This is a genomic window from Klenkia marina (assembly GCF_900101025.1).
Lineage (GTDB): Bacteria > Actinomycetota > Actinomycetes > Mycobacteriales > Geodermatophilaceae > Klenkia > Klenkia marina.
The window spans coordinates 727,277-750,910 of the sequence record NZ_FMUH01000001.1; the positions used below are offsets into that span (position 1 = coordinate 727,277).

A 23,634-nucleotide genomic window follows, 5' to 3' on the forward strand; every position below is an offset into this window, starting at 1 on the left:
GGTGCAGCTCAGGTCAGCTGGCGGACAGGGCGCCGTAGCGGAACTTGAAGGAGGCGTCGAGGGTGTCCGACACCCCCGTCACGCCCGAGCGGACGACGGCGACCTGCGAGCCCTGCAGGTAGGGCACCGTGGAGAGGTCCTCGGCGACCGTCTGCTGGATCTGCTCGATGAGCTCCTGGCGGGCGGCCTCGTCGGGGGTGCTGGCCTGCTGGGTGATCATCTGGTCGACCTGGGCGTTGCTGTAGTGGTTGCCCAGGAACCCGCCGTCGAGGAAGAACGGCGTCAGGTAGTTGTCGGCGTCGGAGTAGTCGGGGAACCAGCCCAGCTGGTAGGCCGGGTAGACGTCGGCGACGCGGTCCTCGGTGTACTGCGTCCACTCGGTGGTCTGCAGGTCGACCGTGAACAGGCCGGTGGCCTCGAGCTGGTCCTTGATCAGCGCGTACTCGTCACCCGAGCTGGGGCCGTAGTGGTCGTTCGAGTACTGCAGCGACAGCTGGACCGGGGTCTGCACGCCGGCGGCGGACAGGGTCTGCGCGGCCTTGTCGGCGTCGGGGCCGCCCTCGCCGTCGCCGTACAGGCTCTCCAGCGGGGTGGTCGCCCCGGTGAGGCCGTCGGGCACGTAGGAGTACAGCGGGGTGTAGGTGCCCTTGTAGACCTGGTCGGCGATCTCCTCGCGGTCGATCAGGTCCGCGACGGCCTGCCGGACGGCGAGGGCCTTGGCCGGGTCGGCCTCGGCGGTCGTGGCGCCGAAGGGCTGGGTGTTGAAGTTGAAGACGATGTAGCGGATCTCGCCGCCGGGGCCGTCCACGACCTCGACGTCGTCGTTGCCGCGCAGGTCGTCGATGTCGGTGGCCGACAGGCTGCGGAAGGCGACGTCGATGTTGCCCTGCTCGATGTCGAGCTTGAGGTTGGAGGCGTCGGTGTAGTACTTCACGTCGACGTTCTCGGTCTTCGGCGCGCCCAGCAGCCCCTGGTAGTCGGGGTTGGCCGTGTAGGAGACCAGGCTGTTGATCGTGTAGTCGGTGATCGAGTACGGCCCGGCGAAGGCCTCGCCCGCCACGATCTCGTCGTCGGGGGTCAGCGCGTCGGCCGAGAAGACGTCCTCGTCGACGATCGGGCCGGCCGGGCTCGAGAGGATCTGCGGGAAGAGCTGGTCGTTCTCGGTCTTCAGCGTGAACACGACGGTGGTGTCGTCGGTGGCCTCGACGGAGTCCAGGTTGTAGAGCAGCGAGGCCGGCCCGTTGGGGTCGTTGATCGCCAGCTGCCGCTGGAAGGTGAAGACGACGTCGGAGCTGGTCAGCTCGTTGCCGTTGGCGAAGGTCAGGCCGTCCTTGAGCGTCACCGTGTACTCGGTGGGCGAGGTGAACTCGGCCGACTCGGCGATGTCGGGCTCGACGTCGGGGCTGCCCAGCGGGGTGTTCATCAGGAACGGGTAGACCTGGTTCATGACGGCGAACGAGCCGTTGTCGTACGAGCCGGCCGGGTCGATCGTCGTGATCTTGTCGCTGGTCCCGATGAGCAGCGAGTCGCCGCCGCCGGAGCCACCGCCCCCGTTGTCGTCGCCGCTGCCGCACGCGGCCAAGGACAGGGCGGTCAGGGACGCGGCGGAGGCCGCGAGCACCCGGGTGGTTCGGCGCTGCATGCTGGAGGACCTGCTTCCTCGGCTCGTAGGAGCCGGACGAGCTGTCTGCGGGAGGCGCGCCCACGGGACGAACTCCCGTCGACGGCGGGAGGAACACTAGGTCGTTGCCCTGTCCCACCTGTGTCGCCGGACACCGATCGTCACCGGATCGAGACCTGGGCGGCAGGATGGGTGCGTGAGCGCTCAGCTGGGACTCGGACTGGCCGCGGTGGGTCGCCCCGCCTACATCACCCTGGGCCGGGACGCCGACCTGCCGGCCGACCGGTCGCCAGCCGCGCTGGAGGCCCGGGCGCACGAGCTGCTCGACGCCGCGGTGGGCCTCGGCATCGGCTGGGTGGACACCGCGCGCTCCTACGGCCGCGCCGAGCAGTTCCTGGCGAGCTGGCTCCCGACGGCGCCCGGGGACGTGACGGTGTCGAGCAAGTGGGGCTACACGTACACCGCTGAGGACCCGACCGTCGACGCCGACGAGGTCAAGACGCACGACCTGGCCACCTTCGACCGGCAGTGGGCCGAGTCGCGGGCGCTGCTGGGCGACCGCATCGACCTCTACCAGGTGCACTCGCTCACCCCCGACAGCCCGCTGTGGGACGACGACGCCCTGCTGCACCGGCTGGCCGAGGTGCGCGACGCCGGCACGGCCCTGGGCTTCTCCACCTCGGGGCCCCGCCAGGCCGACGCGGTACGCCGCGGGGTGGGCCTGCAGGTGGCCGGTGCGCCGCTGTTCTCCGCCGTGCAGAGCACGTGGAACCTGCTGGAGACCTCGGTCGGCCCGGCGCTGGCCGAGGCCGCCGACGCCGGGTTCCGGGTGCTGGTGAAGGAGGGCGTGGCCAACGGTCGGCTCACCGACCGCGGGCTGCCGGCCGACTCCCCCGTGCGCACCGCTGCCGACCGCGCGGGGGTGGGTCCCGACGCCGTCGCGCTGGCCGCGGCATTGGCCCAGCCGTGGGCCGACGTCGTCCTGTCCGGGGCGGCGACCACCGAGCAGCTGCGCTCGAACGCCGACGCCCGCGGGCTGGACGTCGACCTGCCGGACCTGGCCGAGGATCCGGACGCCTACTGGGCCACCCGCTCGGCGCTGCCCTGGCTCTAGCCCTCCTGCTTGCGGAGCCGGCGCCGCTCGTGCAGCACGGGCTCGGTGTAGCCCGAGGGCAGCTCCATCCCGCGGACGACGAGGTCGCGGGCGGCCAGGAACGCCTGCCCGTCGTAGCCGGGACCCATCGGCACGTAGCCCTCGCCGGCCTGCTGGGCGTCGACGACGTCGGCCATGCGGTGCAGGGCGTCGTCGACCTCGTCGGCGGTGACCACGCCGTGCCGCAGCCAGTTGGCCACGTGCTGGCTGGAGATGCGGCAGGTGGCGCGGTCCTCCATCAGCGCGGTGCCGTGGATGTCGGGCACCTTGGAGCAGCCGATGCCGTCGTCGACCCAGCGCTTCACGTAGCCGAGCACGCCCTGCAGGTTGTTCTCCAGCTCCGCGGTGCGCTCGTCGGCGCTCCAACCGGCGTCGGCGGCGACCGGGAGCGTGAGCAGGTCACGCAGCCGGGAGCCGGCACCGGCGGCGGCGAGCTCGTCCTGGACCGCCGCGACGTCGACCTGATGGTAGTGCAGCGCATGCAGGGTGGCCGCCGTCGGCGAGGGGACCCAGGCGCAGTTCGCCCCGGCCCGCGGGTGGCCGATCTTCGCCTCGAGCATGGCGGCCATGTCGTCGGGCCGGGCCCACATGCCCTTGCCGATCTGCGCCCGGCCGCGCAGGCCGCAGGCCAGGCCGATCGCGACGTTCTGCGCCTCGTAGGCATCGATCCAGGCGGTGTCGCGCATGTCGGCCTTGCGCACCATGGGGCCGGCCAGCATCGAGGTGTGCAGCTCGTCGCCGGTGCGGTCGAGGAAACCGGTGTTGATGAAGGCGACCCGGCCGCGGGCGGCCGCGATGCAGGCGGCGAGGTTGACCGAGGTGCGCCGCTCCTCGTCCATGATCCCGAGCTTGATCGTGCCGGTGGTCAGCCCCAGCAGGGCCTCGGTGCGCGAGAGCAGCGCGTCGGTGAACGCCACCTCCTCGGGCCCGTGCATCTTCGGCTTGACCGTGTACACCGCCCCGGTGCGCGAGTTGCGGAACCGGCCGCGCTGCTGGACGTCGGCCAACCCGCACAGCGTGGTGACGACGGCGTCCACGATGCCCTCGGGGACCTCCTCGCCCTCGAGCAGCACGGCGTCGGTGGTCATGAGGTGGCCCACCTGGCGCAGCCACAGCAGCGACCGGCCGGGCAGCACGACCTCGGCGCCGTCGCGGCCCTGCAGGACCCGGTCGGGGGCGAGCTCGCGACGGAAGGTGCGCCCACCCTTGGTGACGTCCTCGGCGAGCGTGCCCTGCATGAGCTGCAGCCAGTTGCGGTAGCCGGCCACCTTGTCGGCGGCGTCGACGGCGGCCACGGAGTCCTCGAGGTCCATGATCGTGGTGACCGCGGCCTCCACCACGACGTCGGCCACCCCGGCCGCGTCCCGGGCCCCGACCGGTCCGGCGGGGTCGACCACGATCTCCACGTGCAGGCCGTGGTGCACCAGCACGACCGCCTCGGGGGTCTCGGCGGACCCCCGGTGTCCGACGAACGCCGACGGGTCGGCGAGCCCGACCGGGCCACCCGGCAGCGCGACCTCCAACGCCCCCTCGCGGACGGTGTAGCCCTGGGCGTCGGCGTGCGAGCCCTGGGCCAGCGGGAACGCATCGTCGAGGAACCGGCGCACCCGGGCGACCACCTCGTCGCCGCGCACCGGGTTGTAGCTGGTGCCCTTCTCCCGCCCGTCGGTCTCGGGGACCACGTCGGTGCCGTAGAGCGCGTCGTACAGCGAGCCCCACCGCGCGTTGGCGGCGTTGACCGCGAACCGGGCGTTGGTCAGCGGCACCACCAGCTGCGGACCGGCGACCACGGCCACCTCGGGATCGACGCCCGACGTGGTGACGGCGACCTCGGCCGGCGCGTCGACGAGGTAGCCGATCCCGCGCAGGAACGCCTCGTAGGCATCCGCGTCGGTGACCGGACCGGGGTGCTCGGTGTGCCACTCGTCGAGGGCCCACTGCAGCTCGGCGCGCCGGGCCAGCAACCGGCGGTTGACCGGCACCAGGTCGCGCAGCAGGGCGGCGAAGCCCGACCAGAAGGCGTCCTCGTCGATGCCCGAGCCCGGCAGCGCCTCGTCGCGCACGAAGGCGTGCAGCTCCGGTGCGATCTCCAGCCCGTGGACCTGCACTGCCTCGGTCACGTGACGCTCCTCTTCCGGGGTCGGGGTGGTGCCTTCAGATGCGGCGGCGGCCCTCGAAGGCCCGGCCGAGCGTGACCTCGTCGGCGTACTCGAGGTCACCGCCCACGGGCAGGCCGCTGGCCAGCCGGGAGACCGCCAGCCCCATCGGTGACACCAGCCGGGCCAGGTACGCCGCGGTGGCCTCGCCCTCGAGGTTGGGGTCGGTGGCGATGATCAGCTCGGTGACCGAGCCGTCCATCAGCCGGCTCATCAGCTCCTTGACCTTCAAGTCGTCGGGGCCGATGCCCTCGATCGGGCTGATCGCGCCGCCCAGCACGTGGTAGCGGCCGCGGAACTCACGGGTGCGCTCGATGGCCACGACGTCCTTGGGCTCCTCGACGACGCAGATGACGTCGAGGGTGCGCCGGGGGTCGCGGCAGATGCGGCACTGCTCGGCCTCGGCCACGTTGAAGCAGATGCTGCAGAACCGCACCTCGGCCTGCACGCGCTGCAGCGAGGCCACCAACCGGCCGACGTCGGCGGCGTCGGCGGCCAGCAGGTGGAACGCGATGCGCTGGGCGCTCTTGGGGCCGACGCCCGGGAGCCGACCGAGCTCGTCGATCAGGTCCTGGACGGCGCCTTCGTACACGGGGGGACTCCTGGAGGGCAGTGCGTCAGAAGCCGGGGAGGCCCATCCCGCCCATGCCACCGGCCAGCGGGCCCATGGTCTGCTGGGTGAGCTCGCCGGCGGCGCGGTTGGCGTCGCGCACGGCGGCGACCACGAGGTCCTGCAGGGTCTCGACGTCGTCGGGGTCGACGGCCTGGGGCGAGATCGCGATGGCGGTGAGCTCGCCGCTTCCGGTCATCGTGGCGGTGACCATGCCGCCGCCGGCCGTGCCGGTGACCTCGGCCTCGGCCAGCTGCTCCTGCGCGGCGGCGAGCTGCTGCTGCATCTTCTGCGCCTGCTTCATCAACTGCTGCATGTCGGGCTGTCCACCGGGTCGCATGCGGACGAGGGTATGCGGTGGGTCCGACAACCCGCCCTACGCTGCGGGCGTGCGACGAGCTGCAGCGGTCCTGACGGCGTCGGCGCTGCTCCTGGCCGGGTGCGGGGGCACCGACCCGGCCGCCGCCCCGGCCTCGGCCACCGCCACCAGCGCCCGCACGACGTCCGCCGTCCCCAGCACCGCCGGCCCCAGCACCGCGGCGCCCACCACCGACGCCCCGCCGACCACGACGCCGGCGCCCACCACCCCGGCGGCACCCGCGCCGGTCGTCGTCCTGGACCCCGGGCACAACGGGGGCAACGCAGCGAACCCCGGCGCGATCAACGCCCCGGTGCCCGACGGCACCGGCGGCACGAAACCCTGCAACACCACCGGCACCTCGACCGACGCCGGCTACCCGGAGCACGCCTTCACCTGGGACACCGCGCTGCGCGTGCGCGACCTGCTCACCGCGGCGGGGGTGCAGGTGGTGCTGACCCGCGACGACGACACCGGGGTCGGGCCGTGCGTCGACGTGCGCGGCCAGCTGGGCGCCCAGGTCGGGGCGGCGGCGTTCGTGGGCATCCACGGCGACGGCGCCGCACCCGGCGGACGGGGGTTCCACGTCATCACCTCGTCGATCGACCCCGGCGGGGCCGCGGTCGCCACCGCCACGCAGCAGCTGGCCCTCGCCCTGCGCGACTCCCTCATCGCGGTCGAGCCGGTGAGCGACTACCTGGGCAGCGACGGCCTGGACTCCCGGGGCGACCTGGCCGGGCTGAACCTCAACACGGTGCCGGCGGTGTACGTGGAGTGCGGGAACATGCGCAACGCCGCCGACGCCGCGGCGATGTCCTCCGAGGCGGGCCGGCAGGCCTTCGCCGAGCAACTGGCCGCCGGCGTCCTCACCTACCTCGGCCGCTGACCCCGTCCCGGCCCCCGCAGCGTTGATCAGGGTCCCTGATCATCGTCCGTCCTCCTCCACCGGATCCGGCGGAGGAGGACGGACGTCCGCGCAGGAGGACCCCGGGCGGGCGACGCGAGAGCTCAGCGGCGAGGTCGGGGCTGCTCGAACACGCAGGCCAGGTCGTCCTCCGACGTCTGCACCGGGGTCAGCGGCGTGGGGGTGTCGCGGCGCACCACGAGGCCGTCGAGCAGGAGGGTGACGAAGCGGTGCCGCAGGTCGGCGCGCTCGGGCCCGCCCACCCGGCCGATCAGGGCCACGACCATGCCGACGTCGAGTTCACCGACGTCGGGACGCAGCACCCCGGCCCGCTGGGCGTGCTCGACCAGCGCCTGCACGGCCGGGCGCAGGCGGTCGCGCTCGCGGGCCACCCGCTCGTGCCCCCGTCCGGCCGAGGCCAGCACCTGGGCCAGCCCGCGGTCGGCGGCCTGCGCATCGGTGCCCCAGTGCAGGAAGTCGGCGAGCCCGCGCCAGGGGTCGGGGTCCGCGGCCGCCTGCTCGGCGCGGGCGACCACGGCGTCGATCTCCTGCTCGAACAGTGCCTCCACGAGGTCTCCGCGTTCGGGGAAGCGCCGGTAGACCGTGCCCACGCCGACGCCTGCCACCCGGGCGATCTCGTCGAAACCGGCGTCGAGACCCTGCGCCGCGAACACCTGACGGGCCGCGTCGAGGATCAACCCGCGGTTGCGCTCGGCGTCCCGGCGCAGCGGCCGCCCGCCCTCACCGTTCGCCTGCGTGACGGAGGACATGCACCCGATCGTAATGGAAACGGAACAGATCCTCCGTTTTCGTTGCTACCGTCGCGGTAGAACCGGAAAAGCTGTTCCACTTCGTTCGGAGGACGCATGACCAGCACGACCGACACCGACCGCGGCGCACCCGCCGCGGCCCCCGCCACCGGGGGCGACCGCCGGCGGTGGCTGGTGCTGGGCGTCGTCGCCCTCGCCCAGCTGATGGTCGTGCTCGACGCGACCATCGTGAACATCGCCCTGCCCACGGCCCAGGCCGACCTCGGCTTCGGCAACGACAGCCGCCAGTGGATCGTCACCGCCTACGCGCTGGCCTTCGGCTCGCTGCTGCTGGTCGGCGGTCGCCTCGCCGACCTGCTCGGGCGCAAGCCGGTCTTCCTGGTCGGCCTGGTCGGGTTCGCCCTGGCCTCCGCCGTCGGCGGGGCCGCCGACGGCTTCGGCGTGCTCGTGGCCGCCCGCGGTGCCCAGGGCGTCTTCGGCGCGCTGCTGGCCCCCGCTGCCCTGAGCCTGCTCACCGTCACCTTCGCCGAGGGCCGCGAGCGCGGCCGCGCGTTCGCGGTGTTCGGCGCGATCTCCGGCGCCGGCGGCGCCATCGGCCTGATCCTGGGCGGCGCGCTGACCGAGTACCTGTCGTGGCGCTGGTGCCTCTACGTGAACATCCCGATCGCCGTCGCCGCCGTCGTCGGCGCGTTCCTCTTCCTGCCGCGCCGCAGCACCCGGGCCGCCGATGCCCCCGGGCTCGACGTCCCCGGTGCCGTGCTGAGCGTCGCCGGCCTGGTCTCGCTGGTGTACGGCCTGGCCAGTGCCGAGACCGACGGCTGGTCGGCCGGCTCGACGGTGGGCTTCATCGTCGCCGGCCTCGTGCTGCTGGCCGTGTTCGTCGTCGTCGAGACCCGGGTGGCGCACCCGCTGCTGCCGATGCGGGTGGTGACCGACCGCACCCGCGGTGGGGCCTACGTCGCCGTCGGACTGGTCGGCGCCGGCATGTTCGGCGTCTTCCTCTTCCTCACCTACTACCTGACCCAGGTGCTGGGCTACGAGCCGCTGCCCACGGGCATCGCCTTCCTGCCCATGATCGTGGCGCTGACGATCGCCGCGCAGACCGCGCCGGTGCTGGTCAACCGGGTCGGCGTCAAGATCCCGGTCGCGGTCGGCTTCGCCGTCGGCGCCCTGGGCATGCTGGTGTTCACCACCCTGGACGTCGACAGCGGCTACTGGACCCACGTCTTCCCGGGTCTCGTGGTCGTCGGGTTCGGCATCGGCCTGGTCATCGCGCCGGCGTTCGCGGCCTCCACCCTGGGCGTGCGCCCGGACGACGCCGGGGTCGCCTCGGCCGCGGTCAACACGTTCCAGCAGATCGGCGGCTCGGTGGCCACCGCGGTGCTCAGTGCGCTCGCCGCCGCTGCGGCCACCGACGCGCTGGTCGGCGTCGACCCGTCGGACCCGGCAGCCCTGCTCCAGGCCTCGGTGTCCAGCTACACGACCGTGTTCGCCTGGTCGGCCGGCATCTTCGCCGCCGGCGCGGTGATCTGCGGCCTGCTGCTGCCGCACGGCGCGGTGCAGCAGGACCCGGACGCCGCCCCCGTGATGGCGCACTGACCTCTGGTCGGCCGCGGGCCCGGCGCTGCTCCCTCGGGGGGCGGCACCGGGCCCGCGTCGTGCTGGCGCCGAGCCCGCGGCGCCCGGGTGTCAGCTGTCGACGGGGTGGGCGCCGAGCTGGGTGCGCAGCAGCTGGAGCGCGGCCTGCTCGGGGTCGACCGGCGGCGGTGCGTCACGGCCGTCGACGGGGTCGGCGGCCCGCTCGGCCATGAGCTCGTCGGCCTCGGCGGACTGTGCCGCGTACTGCGCCCGCTGGGTCTCCTGCGCCGAGGGGGGCGGGCCCTGCGGCGCACCCCGGCCGGCCGCGGGCGCGGCGTCGCCGCCGTCGACCACGGTGGCGACGCGCCAGCGGACGCCGAGCAGCTCCTCGAGGGCGGTGCGGATGACGTCCTTGTTGAGGTCGTCGCCGAGCCGTCGCGACAGGGCGGGCGACGTGGTGGAGAGGGTCAGCACCCCGGCCGTCAGGTCGTGGACCTGCGCGTTCTTCAGCAGCGCCTCGGTGGTGCGCTTGTGCCGCTTGACGACGCCCATGAGCTCGGGCCAGATGCGCCGGACGTCGGTGGTGGTGAGCTCGCCGTCGTCGGCCTGCTGCTCGGGCGGGTTGGCCGACACCAGGGGCGTCGGCTCACCCCCGCGCGGCGCCGGCGACGACTCGGCCGCGGCCCGCGGCGGCGGCTCGCCGGTCGTCGACGCAGCACCCCCGGAGGTCGCCGCACCGCCGGCCGCCGAAGCGTTCCCGACGGCGGGGGACGCACTGCCGGACGGCGGTGCGCTCACCGACGGGGACGCACCGGGCGACGCCGCACCGGTGGACCGGGCATCCGGCGCGGACGACCCCGGGCCGGGGCGGGCGGACGCGGCGGGACGCGAGGGCGGCGCCCAGTCCTCGTCGTCGGTGGGCTCGGGTGGCAACGGGATGTCGGGCTCGCCGGCCGTCACGCGGGGCGCCCCGCGACCGGCGTCGCCGTTCCCCGTCGCCTCGGACCCGGCCGACGGTGCCGCGGGGGTCTGCGGGGCCTGGGCTGCTGCGGGGGCCGCAGCTGCGGGCGCCGGACGTGCCGGCGGCGCACCGGGGACGGCGATCTCGGGCCAGCCGTCGACCTCCGCCGGGGCCTCCGCTGGCCGGGCGGGGGCGGGCGCCGCCGAGCCGGGGGTGGCGATCTCGGGCCAGTCGTCGTCGGCCGTCCCCGCGGCACCGGCACCGGCACCGGCACCGGTCGCATTCGTGCTCGGGGATGCCGTGGTCGGGGATTCGGCGCTCGGGGGTGCCGTGCTCGGGGATGCCGAGGCCTCAGCGCCGGGCCGCCGGGCGGCGGGCTGGTCCGCCGCCGGACGCACGGCTTCCGCACCCTGGGCTTCGGCACGCTGGGCCTCGGCACCCTGACTGGCCGGCGACATCGCGTCCTGCCCTGGGCCCACCGTCGACCGCGACGGCTCCGGACGGGTCCGCTCCCGGCCCGCCTCCTGGGCAGGAGGCGCCGACCGACCGGGCTCCTGGCGTGGGGCCTCCTGGCGCGGGGCCTCCTGGCGCGGGGACTCCTGGCGCGCCTGCGACGGGCGGACGTACTCCCGCCGCGCCGCCCCCCCGGCCCGGTCGACCTCCGGGGACGACGGTGCCGCAGGTGCTGCAGGTGCCGCAGGTGCGGCAACGGTGCCCGACGAGGGGGCAGGCGGGGCGGCCGAGGGGGTCGGCGCGGCATCGCCGGCCGGACCCCCGACGTGCTCACCGGCGATGGACATCCGGCGCTCGAGACGCTCGAGCCGCTGGAGGGTGGCCGCGGCCGAGCCGTCGGTGCCCGGCAGCAGCATGCGGGCGCAGACCAGCTCGAGCAGCAACCGCGGGGCCGTGGTGCCGCGCATCTCGGTGAGGCCCTCGTGCACGGTGTCGGCCAGCCGCGACAGCGAGGCCTGCCCCAGGGCCATGGCTTGGCGGCTCATGAGGTCGAGGCGGTCGGGCGGGCAGTCGAGCAGGCCGTTGCCCCCGGCCTCGGGCACGGCGTTCAGCACGATGAGGTCGCGCAGCCGGTCGAGCAGGTCGGTGGCGAAGCGGCGGGGGTCGTGGCCGGCCTCGACCACGCGGTCGACGGCCTGGAAGACACCTGGCGCGTCGTGCACGGCCAGGGCGTCGACGGTCTCGTCGAGCAGGGCGTCGTCGGTGACCCCGAGCAGACCCACCGCGGTGCGGTAGGTGACGCCCTCGGGCCCGGCCCCGGCCAGCAGCTGATCCAGGATCGACAGCGAGTCGCGCACCGAGCCGCCACCGGCCCGCACGACCAGCGGGAAGACGGTGGGCTCGACGGTGACGCCCTCGCGCTCGCAGGTGCTCTCGAGCAGCTGGCGCAGCGTGGCCGGGGGCACCAGCCGGAACGGGTAGTGGTGGGTGCGCGACCGGATGGTCGGCAGCACCTTCTCGGGCTCGGTGGTCGCGAAGACGAAGACCAGGAACTCCGGCGGCTCCTCGACCACCTTGAGCAGGGCGTTGAAGCCCTGCGTGGTGACCATGTGCGCCTCGTCGACGATGTACACCTTGTAGCGGCTGTGCACCGGGGCGAAGAAGGCCCGCTCGCGCAGGTCGCGGGCGTCCTCGACACCACCGTGGCTGGCCGCGTCGATCTCGATGACGTCGATCGAGCCCGGGCCGTCGGGGGCCAGGGCCACGCACGACGTGCACACCCCGCAGGGGGTGGCCGTGGGCCCCTGCTCGCAGTTCAGCGACCGGGCCAGGATGCGCGCCGAGGACGTCTTGCCGCACCCGCGGGGCCCGCTGAACAGGTAGGCGTGGTTGATGCGGCCCGCCTCGACGGCGTTGACCAGCGGCGCCGTGACGTGCTCCTGCCCGACCACCTCGGCGAAGGTCGCCGGGCGGTACTTGCGGTAGAGCGCCAATGCCACGACCCGAGGCTACTGGCCCCCACCGACACCCCCGGCCCCGCCGTCGGCGCCGCGGCGGACGACCGCCGGGCGCCGACGCGGCGGGGTCGACCGACTACTGCGTGAGGGAGAGGAAGAACTCGATCGCCCCGGTGTCCTGCACCGACACGAACCCCAGGTTCGGCGGGGTGACGCCGTAGTCGGCGAAGGTCACGGGGATCGAACCCGACGCCTGGACGCCGTCGGCGGTGCGCACGACCGACAGGTCGACCGTGACCTGCTGGGTCACGCCGTGCACCGTCAGCGACCCGGCGACGGGCACGGTGACCGGGGTGCCGGTCAGCTCGGGCAGGTCGACGGCCTGGTCGACCTCGAAGGTGGCGGTCGGGTAGGTGCCGACCTCCATGACGTCGTCGCGGAAGTAGGAGTCGCGGCGGTCGCTGTCGGTGGTGACCGATGCGACGTCCACGTCGACCTCTGCGGAGGTGAGGTCGCCGCCGGAGATCTCGAGGGTCCCGGTGACCTGGTCGGTGGTGCCCACGACGGTGACGTCCGCGCCGTTGAGCACCTCGTCGACCCGGTAGCCGGCCGAGGAGCCGGACCCGATGGTCCAGGTGCCGTCGGTGGCCTCGGAGAGCGGGGCGTCGGAGTCCTGCACCTGCACCGTGGCGGCGGGCGCGGCCTCGGGCTGGAGCGCGGCGTAGACGAGCGGGCCGGCGACGGCGCCGACCACGACGACCCCCGCGACGCTGCCGGCGATGATCCACGTACGGCGACTGGGCATGCTGCGTGCTCCTCTGGTTGAAGGTTCATGCAGTACAGCAGCCGAAGCTGAGGCTCAGCTGTGCGGGCGATGAGCAACCCTGTGCGCAGTGTCGGCCGGTGGCCCCGGAACGCAAGGGACCCCCCGCACACCCGCCAGAGCCCGCTTATCCTTGCTGCCTTCCGGCCCTGGGGAGGTTCACAGGTTGACGCCGCACGAGGGGTCTGCCGGGAAGTCTAGAGGACGCCGCGGCGGGGGTGGAGCGTGGGCGGAGGATGGGAGATTCGAACTCCCGAGGGCTTGCACCCAACCCGCTTTCCAAGCGAGCGCCATAGGCCACTAGGCGAATCCTCCAACGTGCGCCGGCCAGACTACCGGGCCGACGCCGGGCGACGTCCGAGGGGTGGACCCGCCGCGCCGCCGGTAGCGTCCCTGCGGTGACGGACCCCCAGGTCGGGCCCGGGTACCGGGTCGCCGGCCGCTACCGGTTGACCGCCCGCCTCGGCGGTGGCGGCATGGGCGCGGTCTGGCTGGGCACCGACGAGCGCCTGGGCCGGGAGGTCGCGGTCAAGCAGCTGGTGATCCCCGTCGGCACCTCTCCCGAGGCGGCCCGCGAGCAGCGCGAGCGCACCATGCGCGAGGGCCGCATCGCCGCCCGCATCAGCCACCCGCACGCGATCGGTGTCTACGACGTGGCCGACGACGCCGGCGTCCCGTGGCTGGTGATGGAGCACCTGCCGTCCCGCAGCCTGGCCGAGGTCCTGTCCGCCGACGGGGTGCTGCCCGTGCAGCAGGTGGCCCAGATCGGCGCGCAGCTGGCCGACGCGCTGGTGGCCACCCACGCGGCCGGGATCGTGCACCGCGACGTCAAGCCGGGCAACGTGCTGGTCGGGCGGGGCGGGCGGCTCGAGGGTCTGGTGAAGATCACCGACTTCGGCATCTCGCACGCCACCGGCGACGTCCGGCTGACCCAGACCGGCATGGTCACCGGTACCCCCGCCTACCTCTCCCCCGAGGTCGCCCGCGGCCAGGAGCCCGGCCCGGCCGGTGACGTGTGGTCCCTCGGCGCCACCCTGTTCACCGCGCTCGAGGGCGATCCGCCCTTCGGCAGCAGCGGCAACTCCCTCGAGCTGCTGTACCGGGTGGCCGCCGAGCAGCCGAACCGCCCGGTCCGCTCGGGGGCGCTGACCCCGGTGCTCGAGCGCATGCTCAGCACCGACCCGGCGGCGCGCCCCTCGATGGCCGAGGTGCGCGATGCGCTGGCCCGCATCGCCGCGGGGTCCGACGGCGACGTCACGGCGGTGCTGGCCGCCCGCACCCCGCTGCGCACGGTGCCCCCGCCGCCGCGTGACCCCACCCGGGTCGGTCTGCCGGCGGCGACCTCCCCGGCTCCGGCGGCGGCGACGTCCTCACGGCCCGTGGTCGCGCCCCGCCCGGCCGCCCCGCCCCGCCGCGCCCCGCGCTGGACGGCGGTCGCGGCCGCCGTCGTGGTGCTGCTCCTGCTCGTCGGCCTGGGGGCCTGGCTGGGGCTGCGCAACCGCGACGCCGGGACGACGGCCGCACCCGCGTCGACCACCACCCCGGTCGCCGCACCCCCGGCCGCGCCCACCGAGCAGACGACGGCCGAGCAGTCCACCACCCAGGCGCCGAGCACCACCACGGCCACGACCACCGAGGCGCCCACCAGCGAGCCCGAGGTGGTCACCGCCGCCGAGGTGGCGCAGGCGATCACCGACTACTACGCGCTGCTGCCCGACGACGCGAAGGACGCCTACGCCCTCACCGGCCCGACGCTGCAGGGCGTCATCGGCGAGAAGGGGTACCGGGACTTCTGGAAGGGGTTCGACGACGTGGTGCTCGGACCGGTCAGCGCGACCGACGGCTCGCTGGTGGCCACCGCGCAGGTGACCTTCGTGGAGGACGACGAGCAGCTGGTCGAGCAGCACCGCTTCACGCTGGTCGAGGGACCCGACGGCACCCTGCTGATGGACGAGGACATCGCCGTCTGAGACGCGAGAGGGCGGCACCCGCGTGGGTGCCGCCCTCCCGTGCTGGCGGTGGCGGTGGGATTTGAACCCACGGAGGCTTTTACACCTCACCCGCTTTCGAGGCGGGACCCTTCGGCCGCTCGGACACGCCACCGTCGACCAGCCTACAGGCCCCGCTTGGATCGGAAGAAGGCACGTAGCAGCGCGCCGCACTCTTCTTCGCGGACCCCGGCCACGACCTCGGGCCGGTGGTTGAGCCGGCGGTCGCGGACGACGTCCCAGAGCGACCCCGCGGCCCCGGCCTTCGGGTCGCGCGCGCCGTAGACCACCCGGTCCACCCGCGACAGCACGGCGGCGCCGGCGCACATCGTGCAGGGCTCCAGCGTCACGACGAGCGTGGCACCGGTCAGCCGCCAGCCGTCGCCGTGCACCCGGGCCGCGGCGCGCAGGGCGAGCACCTCGGCGTGCGCGGTGGGGTCCCCGACCTTCTCGCGCTCGTTGGCCGCCTCGGCGAGCACCGCGCCGTCGGCGCCGAGGACGACGGCGCCGATGGGTGTGTCGCCCCACCCCGCGGCGTCGGCGGCGAGCTCCAGCGCTCGCCCCATGGCCTCGTCGGGGGTCATGTCGACACGTCGACACCGGTGGCCCGGCCCAGCTCGGCCAGGGCGTCGGCGGGGTCGACCACCTTGATCGTGTGCCAGCCCAGCTCGCGAGCGGGCTTGAGGTTGGGGCCGAGGTCGTCGAGGTAGACGACCTCGGCGTGCGCGACGGTCCGCCCGATCGCCGCCGACAGCCGGTCGAGGGTCAGGGGGTAGATCGCCGGCTCGGGCTTGCGGATGCCCTCGACCGAGCTCTCCACCACCACGTCGAACAGCTCCATCAGCGCCCCGTGCTCGGTGCTGGGGTCCATGGGCGCGGCGTTGTTCGACAGCAGCGCCAGCGGCACACCCGCCGTCCGCAGGGCCCCGATCGCGGTGACCACCGCGGGCCGGACGGCGCCGTGCAGTGCGTCGAGCACACGGGTCGCGTCGACGTCGTACCCCGCCGCGGTGGCCTCGGCCTCGAAGACCTCGACGAAGCCGTCGCGGTCGAGCTCGCTGCGCTCGAAGCGCGCCCAGGCGTTCTCGTGCGGGTTGGTGGTGTTCAGCCGGGCGACCAGCCCGACGGGGAGCCCGGCCTCGCGCTCGTAGTCGTTGAACGCCGCCAGCGGGCTGGTCGTGATCACCCCGCCGAGGTCGAACACCACGGCGGTCACGCCGTCACCGCCGTGGCCAGCTCGTCGGCGAAGCCCAGCCGCCGGGCGATCGCGTCGACCATCTCGTCGGCCCACAGGTCGGCGGTGAGGATGTGCTCGAGGTCGGCGCGCGGCAGCCCGGCGTCGGTGAACAGGTCGAGGTCGCCGGCCGGGTGCTCGGACTCGTCGTCGGCGTCGACCTCGACGCCCTCGATGCCGTAGCGCTCCATGGTCTCGGCGGCCAGCAGGAACTCCGGCAGCGCGCCGTCGCTGATCATCGCCCGCACCATGCCGCCGGGGCCCGGCGTGAGCGCGACGAAGTACAGCCGGGTGTCGACGACGAACACGAACGGCCCCGGCCACTCGCCGGACAGCGCGCCCTCGAGCACCGGCAGCTCGGTGCCGGCGTCGTCGGCCAGCAGCTCGACGCTCCACCGCTCGCCGGTGCGCGCGGCCCGCACGGCGAAGGAACCCAGCCGCTCGCTCATCGGACGCGCAGCAGGGTCAGGCCGTCGGCGACCGGCAGCAGCACGGTGTCGAAGCGGTCGTCGGCGGCGAGCGAGGCCGCCAGCGCGGCGATCGCCCGGTCGTCGTCGTCCTGCGGGTCGAGCACCTTGCCCGCCCGCAGCGTGTTGTCCAGCACGAGGAGTCCTCCGGGGTGCATGCGTGGGTGCAGGGCGTCGACGTAGCCGGCGTAGCCGGTCTTGTCCGCGTCGACGAAGGCCAGGTCGAAGGTGGGGCGTCGGGGCAGCTGGGCCAGCAGCTCGGCGGCCTCGCCCAGGCGCAGCTCGACGCGGTCGGCCACGCCGGCGCGGCCCCAGTACCGGCGGGCGACGTCGGTCCAGTGCGCGTCGCGGTCCAGGCACAGCAGGCCGCCGTCGTCGGGCAGGCCGCGGGCGATGGCCAGCGCCGACAGCCCGGTGAACGTACCGATCTCGATCGCCCAGCGAGCCCTCGCGACACGGGTGAGCAGGGTCAGGAACGCCGCCTGCTCGGTCGCGACCTGGTAGGTGGGCTTGCCGTCGCCGGCGGCGGTCATGGCGGCGGTCTCGGCCACGAGGTCGGTGACGACGTCGTCCGGCGGGTCGGCCGAGGCGCGGACGAACTCCGCCAGCTCCGGGCTCAGGAGGAACGACTGGGGCGTCATGGGTGCGATCATGGCCGACGTGCCCGAGCCCGACATCTCCCCGGAGCTCTTCGCCGCCCTGGCCGCCGACCCGCTCGCCGCCCAGCTGGGCATCCGCCTCGAGCAGGTCTCCCCCGGCTACGCCCGGGCGTCGATGACCGTCGGGCCGGCGCACCTCAACGCGGTCGGCACGGCGCACGGCGGCGCGACGATGGCGCTGCTCGACGTCGTGCACGCCGCGGTGAGCAACAGCCACGGCACGGTCGCCGTCGCGCAGGACGTGCACACCGAGTTCCTCGCCCCCGGCCGCCCCGGCGACGTGCTCACCGCCGTGGGCACCGAGGTCCACCTCAGCAAGCGGACGGCGGTCTACCGCATCGAGGCGACGTCGGCCGACGGCCGACTGGTGGCCACCGCACTGGCCCGGGTCTTCCGGCTGGGCACCCCGTGGGCCCTCGAGGAGGAGGTCGTCGTGATGGGGGCGCCTCCCCCGGTGCCGCCCACCATGCAGATCTCCACGGTCGAGCACCCGCCGCCCTCCCCCGGCGAGGGCACCAACCCCGCCGGCGTGACGCCGCCGCCGGACGAGCTGCGGTGAGATCACCCCAGGACGCGGCACCGGCGGTCACCGGGCTGCCGCTCGCCGGCGGGGCGGTCCGGTGAGCCTTCCGGTCCCCACCATGGAGGCACCGCCCGTCGCGGTGGTCGGGCTGGGCCAGCTGGGCGGGTCGCTGGCCGCCGCCCTGGTGGCCGCCGGCCGCACGGTCACCGGCTGGGACACCGACCCGGGCGCTCGCGAGGCCGCCGCTGCTCGCGGGGTCGTCGTCACCCGCGAGCTGACCGGCGTGGTCGTGCTGGCCACCCCCATCCCGGCGCTGGCGACCGCGCTCGACGACCTCGACGTCGCCCCCGACGCCACCGTCACCGACCTCGGCTCGGTGAAGGTGCCCGTGCTGGAGGCCCTGGGCGAGCGGTTCGGGAACCGGTTCGTCGGCGGGCACCCCATGTGCGGCACCGAGCGCAGCGGGCACGCCGCCACCGACCCCGAGCTGTTCCGGGGCGCGCGGTGGGCGGTGTGCCTGGAGCCGGGCACCGAGCTGCCGCGCTGGCTGCGGGTGGCCGAGGTGGCGCTGGCCGCAGGGGCCTCGGTGGTGCCGGTGACCGCGGCCGAGCACGACGCCGCCGTCGCCGCGATCAGCCACGTGCCGCACCTGCTGGCCGCTGCCCTGGCCGCCGCGGCCGCCGACGCCGGCCCGCTCGCCCTGGCGCTGGCCGCCGGCAGCTTCGCCAGCGGCACCCGGGTGATCGCCAGCGACCCCGCCTTCGTCACGGCCATGGTCGAGGGCAACGCCGTCCCGACCGCGGCCGCGTTGGCCGCCGTCCGGGCGCAGCTCGAGCGGCCCTGGCCCGAGCTGGTCGAGGCCGGGCACGCGGTGGCGGCGCGCTCGGGCGAGCGGCGCACGGTGCGGGTGCCGCTGGACCGCGCGGCGCTGCTGGCCCTGGGCCGCGCCGGCGGCGCCGTCGACCGCCGCCTCGCCGCCTTCGTCGAGGGCTGGCTCCCCGCCTAGCCCTCGCCCCCACCCCGTCACCGAGCCCCGTCCCCCGCGAGGCGGGGATGGTTGCTCACCGCATCGGCGGGGCAGGGCTCGACGGACGCCGACGAACGAGGAGCAGACGATGGACGAGCAGGACATCCTGGGCCGGATCCACGCGCTGGTCGAGGAGGAGCACCGGCTCCGCGACAGCGCAGCCGAGCACGGCGACGACCAGCGGGCCCGCATGGCCGAGCTCGAGCGCCACCTCGACCAGGCGTGGGACCTGCTGCGCCAGCGCCGTGCGAAGCAGCAGTACGGCGCGGACCCCGACGAGGCCGCCGACCGCCCGGAGTCGCAGGTGGAGGGCTACCTGCAGTAGGTCAGCGCGGAGGGCGGGCGCCCGCGGCGACGCGGGCGAGCGCGTCGGTCACGGGGCCGGCGGAGGCCCCCAGGGCGCCGAGCAGGTGGGCCAGCAACTGGTCGTGGGTCTGCCCGGCGCGCGCCATGCGTCCGCGTCCGTGCTCGGTGAGCCGGGCGCAGGTGGTGCGCCGGTCGGTGGCGCCCCGCTCGCGGGTCACCCAGCCGTCCTCGGCCAGCCGGGCCAGGGCCTGGCCCACGCCGGCCGGCGACGACCCGACCTCCTCGGCCAGCCGGCCCACCGAGGCACGCTCGCCGTGCGCCGCGTCGACGAGCCGGAGCAGCCGCAGGTCGGCCAGTGACAGCCCGTGACCGGCCCGCAGCGCGGCGTCCAGCCGGCGGCCCACCCGCTCGTGGGCCTGGCTCAGCCGCAGCCAGGTCTCCTGGGGTCCGGGACCGGCGCCGGCCATCCCGCGCAGGTCGCGCGGGGCGGTGGTGCGCGGCGCGGCGCGGCGGCGGGGGTGCGCGGGACGGCCGTGCGGTTCGTGCCGGTCAGCCATCGCGCGCCGGGCCGGCCGGGGCCGGCCAGTCGTCGGAGCGGGGCCGCCGGGTCGCCGCGACCAGGGCGGCGGCCACCGCCAGCAGGGCGAGGCCGGCCGCGACCAGGGGCCAGGGGGTGCCGGCGACGGCGGCGGGGCGCTCGCGGGCGGCGACGTCGAGGGCCACCTGCGTCGCCGCCGCGGACTCCTCGCCCACCAGCTGGACCACCGCGGGGCCCAGGACGACGTCCTGCGGGATCTGGACGACCGCCTCGACCCGGCCCTCGTCGTCGGCGGTGACCGTGGCCAGCGGGACCCCGGTGCCCACGAGGGTCACCGTGACCTGCTCGCCCGGCGCGAAGCCGGTGCCGCGGATGGTCACCACGCTGCCCGGGGACACCTGGCCCGCCGAGGCGGTGCCGCCCGGCGGGGCCGCCGCCGAGCTGGACGCGGGCGGGGCGGTCGTCGTGCCCGGGGACGGCGCCGGCGCCGTGGTCGGGGCCGGAGTGGTCGTGGGCGGGCGCGACGTCGTGGGCGGTGTCGTGGGCGCCGTGGTGGGCGCGGACGTGCTCGCCGGCGGCGGGGCCGGGGTCGACGACGGGGCCGGGGTGGTCGTGGGCGGCGTGGTGGGCGCCGGCGAGGTGGGCTGCGGTTCGCCCACCGCGTCGCAGTCCTGCTGCGCGGGGCGGGTGGAGGTGCCCAGCGGGATCGGTGCCCCGGCGCCGTCGGTGCTGCTCACCGCCACCTGGACGTCGACCTGCGCGCCGCCGGCCACCTCGGGACCCTCCAGCACGGTCTGCTCACCGGGCCCCAGCGTCACCGACCTGCCGACGTCGGCGCCGTCGTACTGCAGCGTGACCGTGCGGCCGGCGGTGCCGTTGGTGACCTCGACCCGGACGTAGCCGTCGGTGCAGTTGGGGCCGTGCACGAGCCGGGCGGTGGGCCGCGCGGGGTCGACGACGGCCGCCGAGCTGGAGGTCGACGGCGGCTCGGAGGTCTCGGGGGCGGCCAGCGCGGGGACCGCCAGGAGCACCCCGGTCAGGGCCGCCGCCAGGGTCAGGACGCCGGTGCGCAGCAGGGTCGCCGGGCGCACCGCGACCGTGCCCGTCGTCGCGCTGCGCACCCCGCCACCTCCTCGACCCGTCCGCCGTCGTCGTGCCGCCGGACGATCACCGCAGGTGGGACCCGGCATCCCATCATCCCCACGAGCTGCCCCGCCTTGTCGAGCGGCTCCCCTGCGCCCGGGCGTGTCGACGGCGTGTCGGGGCCGCCTGTGCCGGGTGGGGCAGGAGGCGTCCCCGGGTTAGCGTCGGCGGATGGACGCAACGGCACGCAACGGGGCAGGGACCGGGCGGCGGCGGCAGGACGAGGTCTACCGGGCCGGGGTGTACGGCCGCCGTCCGCGGGTGCCCACCGTGCACACCGCGCTGGCCGCGGCCGCCCGGCGGAGGCTGACCGACCGGGCACTGGGCTACGTCGCCGGCGGGGCCGGGGGCGAGGCCACCGTGCGCGCCGACCGGGCCGCGTTCGACCGCTGGCAGGTGGTGCCGAGGGTGCTGCGGGACGTCAGCAGCCGCGACACCTCCGTCGAGCTGTTCGGACGGCGCCTGCCCGCCCCGCTGCTGCTGGGCCCGGTGGGCGCGCTCGAGCTGGTGCACCGCGAGGCCGACCTGGCCGTGGCCCGGGCCGCGGCGGCCACCGGCGTCCCGATGGTGTTCTCCAACCAGGCCTCGGTGCCGCTGGAGACCACCGCGGCGGCGATGGGCGATGCGCCGCGGTGGATGCAGCTGTACTGGTCGACGTCCGACGAGCTGGTCGAGAGCCTGCTGCACCGGGCCGAGCGGGCCGGCTGCGAGGCCGTCGTCGTCACCCTGGACACCACGATGCTGGGCTGGCGCCCCCGTGACCTCGACCTGGGCCACCTGCCGTTCGCGCTGGGGAAGGGCATCGCGCAGTACACCTCCGACCCGGTGTTCCGCCGCCTCGTCGAGGAGCGGGTGGCCACCGCCGCACCGCAGGGGAGGCAGCCGCTGCCCACGCCGGCCGCGGTCCGGGCGCTGGTGGGCATGGCGAAGGCCTGGCCGGGGTCGCTGGCGGACAACCTGCGCTCACCGCTCCCCCGGGCCGCCGTCGAGACGTTCCTGGCCATCTACTCCCGGCCCTCCATCACCTGGGACGACCTGGCCTGGCTGCGCAGCCGCACGTCGCTGCCGCTGGTGCTCAAGGGCGTGCTGCACCCCGACGACGCGCGGCGGGCGGTCGACGCAGGCGTCGACGGGTTGGTGGTGAGCACGCACGGCGGCCGGCAGGTCGACCGGTCCATCGGCGCCCTGGACGCGCTGCCCGACGTGGTGGCGGCGGTCGGCGACCGGGTGCCGGTGCTGCTGGACAGCGGTGTGCGCAGCGGCGCCGACGTGCTCGTGGCCACCGCGCTGGGGGCACGGGCCTGCCTGCTCGGCCGCTCCTACGTGTACGGGCTGGGCCTGGCCGGCGAGCCCGGCGTGCGGCAGGTGGTCGAGGACGTCGTCGGCGAGTTCGACCTCACGCTCGGCCTCACCGGGCACACCGCCGTCGACCAGCTCACCCCCGAGGTGCTGCGCCGGGCCTGAGCGCGCCCTACCGTGCGGCGGTGACCTCGCAGCTGCTCCGCCGCAAGCCGGTGACGGCCGAACCCGCCGACGGGCTGACCCGCAGCATCGGCACGTTCGGCCTCATGGCCCTGGGCATCGGCGCCACCATCGGCACCGGCATCTTCTTCGTGCTGACCACCGCGGTGCCCGAGGCCGGGCCCGCGGTCACGGTGGGGTTCGTGCTGGCGGCGGTGACCGCCGGGTTCACCGCGCTCTGCTACGCCGAGCTGGCCTCGACGATCCCGGCGTCGGGGTCCTCCTACTCCTACGCGTACGCCACGCTGGGCGAGCTGGTCGCCTACGTCGTGGGCTGGTGCCTGGTGCTCGAGTACGCGGTCAGCTCGGCGGCGGTGAGCGTCGGCTGGTCGGAGTACCTGGACCAGCTGCTCGGCGACACCCTGGGCTGGTCGATCCCCGCCGCGCTGGCCGCGGCCCCGGGCGCCGGCGGCGTGGTCAACCTGCCGGCCGTGGTGCTGGTCGCCCTGTGCGCGCTGCTGCTGGTCCGCGGGGCCAGCGAGTCGGCGACGGTCAACGCGGTGATGGTCGTGGTCAAGGTGGGGGTGCTCCTGCTGTTCGTCGTCCTGGCGCTCACCGGGTTCGACAGCGGCAACCTCACGCCCTTCGCCCCGCTGGGCATCGCCGGCATCAGCGCCGCCGCCTCGTCGATCTTCTTCTCCTTCATCGGCCTCGATGCGGTCTCCACCGCCGGCGAGGAGGTGCGCGACCCTCGGCGCACCCTGCCCCGGGCGATCATCGGCGCCCTGGTGGTGGTCACCGTCGTCTACCTGCTGGTCGCCCTCGCCGCGGTCGGGGCCCAGCCGGCGGCGGACTTCGAGGGCCAGACGGCCGGGCTCGCGGTCATCCTCGAACGGGTGACCGGGGCGAGCTGGCCGGGCATCGTGCTGGCCGCCGGTGCGGTCGTCTCGATCTTCTCGGTCACGCTGGTGACGCTCTACGGCCAGACCCGCATCCTCTACGCGATGAGCCGCGACGGCATGGTGCCCGCGGTCTTCTCCCGGCTGCACCCGCGCACCCGCACCCCGGTGCGCGGGACGGTGCTGGTCGCGCTGTTCGTCGGCGCGCTGGCCGGCTTCCTGCCGCTGGACTTCCTGGTCGACCTCACGTCGATGGGCACCCTGGTGGCCTTCGCGGTGGTGTCGGTGGGCGTGGTCGTGCTGCGCCGCACCGCCCCCGACCTCCCGCGCGGGTTCCGGGTGCCGGGCTACCCCGTCGTCCCCGTGCTGTCGGTGCTGTTCTGCCTGTACCTCGTCGCCGGGCTGTCGGGGACGACGTTCGCGCTGTTCGCCGGCTGGCTGGCGCTCGCGGCGGTGGTCTACGTGACCTACGCGCGGAAGCACTCGACACTCCGGGACGGGGTTGACGGCGCGTAGTGGCGTGGGTCACAGTGGTCGTGGGCGGG

22 protein-coding genes, 2 tRNA genes and 1 other RNA gene are annotated in these 23,634 nt (G+C 75.1%); 9 read left to right on the forward strand and 16 right to left on the reverse strand.

The genetic code is table 11. The features are described 5' to 3' along the window. Positions 1–13 precede the first annotated feature (13 nt). A complete protein-coding gene (locus BLP29_RS03670) occupies positions 14–1,642 on the reverse strand; it encodes an ABC transporter substrate-binding protein (protein WP_092799840.1) in 1,629 nt (542 codons plus the stop codon). Positions 1,643–1,817: 175 nt separating this feature from the next. On the opposite strand from BLP29_RS03670, the gene BLP29_RS03675 reads away from it, so the two are divergent. Then, a complete protein-coding gene (locus tag BLP29_RS03675) occupies positions 1,818–2,735 on the forward strand; it encodes an aldo/keto reductase (RefSeq protein ID WP_092799842.1) in 918 nt (305 codons plus the stop codon). Here the strand turns inward: BLP29_RS03675 and BLP29_RS03680 are convergent. Genes BLP29_RS03680 through BLP29_RS03690 form a run of 3 tightly spaced genes read right to left on the reverse strand, consistent with a single transcriptional unit; the run spans position 2,732 to position 5,880 of the window. Next, positions 2,732–4,894 (reverse strand): malate synthase G, encoded by a 2,163-nt coding sequence (locus tag BLP29_RS03680; RefSeq protein ID WP_092799844.1) that lies wholly within the window; start codon positions 4,892–4,894, stop codon positions 2,732–2,734. The two genes, BLP29_RS03675 and BLP29_RS03680, sit on opposite strands and share 4 nt — an antisense overlap. Positions 4,895–4,928: 34 nt before the next feature. After that, entirely contained in the window at positions 4,929–5,522 is a 594-nt protein-coding gene (gene recR / locus BLP29_RS03685) for a recombination mediator RecR (protein ID WP_092799846.1), read from the reverse strand. A 25-nt stretch (positions 5,523–5,547) separates the two neighbouring features. Further along, complete coding sequence (locus tag BLP29_RS03690) at positions 5,548–5,880, reverse strand: YbaB/EbfC family nucleoid-associated protein (RefSeq protein WP_092799848.1); 333 nt, start codon at positions 5,878–5,880, stop codon at positions 5,548–5,550. 49 nt (positions 5,881–5,929) lie between these two features. Here BLP29_RS03690 and BLP29_RS03695 point away from each other — a divergent pair, with 49 nt between their 5' ends. Continuing rightward, entirely contained in the window at positions 5,930–6,784 is an 855-nt protein-coding gene (locus BLP29_RS03695; RefSeq protein WP_207798278.1) for an N-acetylmuramoyl-L-alanine amidase, read from the forward strand. Positions 6,785–6,906: 122 nt separating this feature from the next. Here BLP29_RS03695 and BLP29_RS03700 read toward each other — a convergent pair whose 3' ends face one another. Next, a complete protein-coding gene (locus BLP29_RS03700; RefSeq protein WP_092799852.1) occupies positions 6,907–7,572 on the reverse strand; it encodes a TetR/AcrR family transcriptional regulator in 666 nt (221 codons plus the stop codon). A 96-nt stretch (positions 7,573–7,668) separates the two neighbouring features. Here BLP29_RS03700 and BLP29_RS03705 point away from each other — a divergent pair, with 96 nt between their 5' ends. Beyond that, positions 7,669–9,171 carry an MFS transporter gene (locus BLP29_RS03705; RefSeq protein ID WP_092799854.1) on the forward strand — a complete coding sequence of 501 codons (1,503 nt, stop codon included), beginning with the start codon at positions 7,669–7,671 and terminating at the stop codon, positions 9,169–9,171. Positions 9,172–9,261: 90 nt separating this feature from the next. Here BLP29_RS03705 and BLP29_RS03710 read toward each other — a convergent pair whose 3' ends face one another. From BLP29_RS03710 to BLP29_RS03725, 4 genes are all read right to left on the reverse strand, one after another. Beyond that, complete coding sequence (locus BLP29_RS03710; RefSeq protein ID WP_243469668.1) at positions 9,262–12,063, reverse strand: DNA polymerase III subunit gamma and tau; 2,802 nt, start codon at positions 12,061–12,063, stop codon at positions 9,262–9,264. A gap of 94 nt (positions 12,064–12,157) precedes the next feature. Beyond that, a complete protein-coding gene (locus BLP29_RS03715) occupies positions 12,158–12,826 on the reverse strand; it encodes a YceI family protein (protein WP_092799856.1) in 669 nt (222 codons plus the stop codon). Between the two features lie 111 nt (positions 12,827–12,937). After that, positions 12,938–13,033, reverse strand: an RNA gene (gene ffs / locus BLP29_RS03720) — signal recognition particle sRNA small type. 41 nt (positions 13,034–13,074) lie between these two features. Beyond that, positions 13,075–13,159, reverse strand: a tRNA-Ser gene (locus tag BLP29_RS03725). A gap of 83 nt (positions 13,160–13,242) precedes the next feature. Here BLP29_RS03725 and BLP29_RS21185 point away from each other — a divergent pair. Beyond that, positions 13,243–14,814 (forward strand): serine/threonine-protein kinase, encoded by a 1,572-nt coding sequence (locus BLP29_RS21185; protein WP_207798279.1) that lies wholly within the window; start codon positions 13,243–13,245, stop codon positions 14,812–14,814. A gap of 43 nt (positions 14,815–14,857) precedes the next feature. Here BLP29_RS21185 and BLP29_RS03735 read toward each other — a convergent pair. From BLP29_RS03735 to BLP29_RS03755, 5 genes are all read right to left on the reverse strand, one after another. Further along, a tRNA-Ser gene (locus BLP29_RS03735) sits at positions 14,858–14,947 on the reverse strand. A gap of 10 nt (positions 14,948–14,957) precedes the next feature. After that, positions 14,958–15,416, reverse strand: coding sequence for a nucleoside deaminase (locus BLP29_RS03740; protein ID WP_092799858.1), 459 nt, complete (start codon positions 15,414–15,416; stop codon positions 14,958–14,960). Beyond that, positions 15,413–16,048 carry an HAD-IA family hydrolase gene (locus BLP29_RS03745; protein ID WP_092799860.1) on the reverse strand — a complete coding sequence of 212 codons (636 nt, stop codon included), beginning with the start codon at positions 16,046–16,048 and terminating at the stop codon, positions 15,413–15,415. The genes BLP29_RS03740 and BLP29_RS03745 overlap by 4 nt, the downstream gene beginning before the upstream one ends. Then, a complete protein-coding gene (locus BLP29_RS03750) occupies positions 16,045–16,515 on the reverse strand; it encodes a tRNA adenosine deaminase-associated protein (RefSeq protein ID WP_092799862.1) in 471 nt (156 codons plus the stop codon). Before BLP29_RS03750 ends, BLP29_RS03745 begins: the two co-directional genes overlap by 4 nt. Further along, positions 16,512–17,174, reverse strand: coding sequence for an O-methyltransferase (locus BLP29_RS03755; RefSeq protein WP_092799864.1), 663 nt, complete (start codon positions 17,172–17,174; stop codon positions 16,512–16,514). The genes BLP29_RS03750 and BLP29_RS03755 overlap by 4 nt, the downstream gene beginning before the upstream one ends. Here BLP29_RS03755 and BLP29_RS03760 point away from each other — a divergent pair. The 3 genes from BLP29_RS03760 to BLP29_RS03770 all read left to right on the forward strand — a co-directional run bounded on the left by BLP29_RS03760 (position 17,173) and on the right by BLP29_RS03770 (position 19,067). Next, positions 17,173–17,751 (forward strand): PaaI family thioesterase, encoded by a 579-nt coding sequence (locus BLP29_RS03760; protein WP_243469669.1) that lies wholly within the window; start codon positions 17,173–17,175, stop codon positions 17,749–17,751. The genes BLP29_RS03755 and BLP29_RS03760 overlap by 2 nt on opposite strands. 82 nt (positions 17,752–17,833) lie before the next feature. Beyond that, positions 17,834–18,721, forward strand: a complete 888-nt coding sequence (locus BLP29_RS03765; RefSeq protein WP_092799866.1) for a prephenate dehydrogenase/arogenate dehydrogenase family protein — start codon at positions 17,834–17,836, stop codon at positions 18,719–18,721. Between the two features lie 109 nt (positions 18,722–18,830). After that, a complete protein-coding gene (locus BLP29_RS03770) occupies positions 18,831–19,067 on the forward strand; it encodes a DUF2630 family protein (protein WP_092799868.1) in 237 nt (78 codons plus the stop codon). A gap of 1 nt (position 19,068) precedes the next feature. On the opposite strand, the gene BLP29_RS03775 is transcribed toward BLP29_RS03770, so the two are convergent. Continuing rightward, on the reverse strand, positions 19,069–19,605 hold the full coding sequence (locus tag BLP29_RS03775) for a MarR family winged helix-turn-helix transcriptional regulator (protein ID WP_092799870.1): 537 nt from the start codon (positions 19,603–19,605) through the stop codon (positions 19,069–19,071). Next, positions 19,598–20,707 (reverse strand): hypothetical protein, encoded by a 1,110-nt coding sequence (locus tag BLP29_RS03780; protein ID WP_092799872.1) that lies wholly within the window; start codon positions 20,705–20,707, stop codon positions 19,598–19,600. Before BLP29_RS03780 ends, BLP29_RS03775 begins: the two co-directional genes overlap by 8 nt. A gap of 193 nt (positions 20,708–20,900) precedes the next feature. Between BLP29_RS03780 and BLP29_RS03785 the strand changes: the two genes are divergently transcribed. Further along, entirely contained in the window at positions 20,901–22,193 is a 1,293-nt protein-coding gene (locus tag BLP29_RS03785; RefSeq protein ID WP_092799874.1) for an alpha-hydroxy-acid oxidizing protein, read from the forward strand. A gap of 20 nt (positions 22,194–22,213) precedes the next feature. Then, positions 22,214–23,605, forward strand: a complete 1,392-nt coding sequence (locus tag BLP29_RS03790) for an amino acid permease (RefSeq protein WP_243469670.1) — start codon at positions 22,214–22,216, stop codon at positions 23,603–23,605. The last annotated feature ends 29 nt before the right edge of the window (positions 23,606–23,634 follow it).

What these genes read in the sequence shown, in the direction of transcription:
- BLP29_RS03670 (WP_092799840.1), bottom strand. Translation starts at nt 1,642, where the DNA reads ATGCAGCGCCGAACCACCCGGGTGCTCGCGGCCTCCGCCGCGTCCCTG.
- BLP29_RS03690 (WP_092799848.1), bottom strand. Translation starts at nt 5,880, where the DNA reads ATGCGACCCGGTGGACAGCCCGACATGCAGCAGTTGATGAAGCAGGCG.
- BLP29_RS03700 (WP_092799852.1), bottom strand. Translation starts at nt 7,572, where the DNA reads ATGTCCTCCGTCACGCAGGCGAACGGTGAGGGCGGGCGGCCGCTGCGC.
- BLP29_RS03705 (WP_092799854.1), top strand. Translation starts at nt 7,669, where the DNA reads ATGACCAGCACGACCGACACCGACCGCGGCGCACCCGCCGCGGCCCCC.
- BLP29_RS03715 (WP_092799856.1), bottom strand. Translation starts at nt 12,826, where the DNA reads ATGCCCAGTCGCCGTACGTGGATCATCGCCGGCAGCGTCGCGGGGGTC.
- BLP29_RS03740 (WP_092799858.1), bottom strand. Translation starts at nt 15,416, where the DNA reads ATGACCCCCGACGAGGCCATGGGGCGAGCGCTGGAGCTCGCCGCCGAC.
- BLP29_RS03750 (WP_092799862.1), bottom strand. Translation starts at nt 16,515, where the DNA reads ATGAGCGAGCGGCTGGGTTCCTTCGCCGTGCGGGCCGCGCGCACCGGC.
- BLP29_RS03760 (WP_243469669.1), top strand. Translation starts at nt 17,173, where the DNA reads ATGGGTGCGATCATGGCCGACGTGCCCGAGCCCGACATCTCCCCGGAG.
- BLP29_RS03755 (WP_092799864.1), bottom strand. Translation starts at nt 17,174, where the DNA reads ATGACGCCCCAGTCGTTCCTCCTGAGCCCGGAGCTGGCGGAGTTCGTC.
- BLP29_RS03765 (WP_092799866.1), top strand. Translation starts at nt 17,834, where the DNA reads ATGGAGGCACCGCCCGTCGCGGTGGTCGGGCTGGGCCAGCTGGGCGGG.
- BLP29_RS03770 (WP_092799868.1), top strand. Translation starts at nt 18,831, where the DNA reads ATGGACGAGCAGGACATCCTGGGCCGGATCCACGCGCTGGTCGAGGAG.
- BLP29_RS03775 (WP_092799870.1), bottom strand. Translation starts at nt 19,605, where the DNA reads ATGGCTGACCGGCACGAACCGCACGGCCGTCCCGCGCACCCCCGCCGC.
- BLP29_RS03785 (WP_092799874.1), top strand. Translation starts at nt 20,901, where the DNA reads ATGGACGCAACGGCACGCAACGGGGCAGGGACCGGGCGGCGGCGGCAG.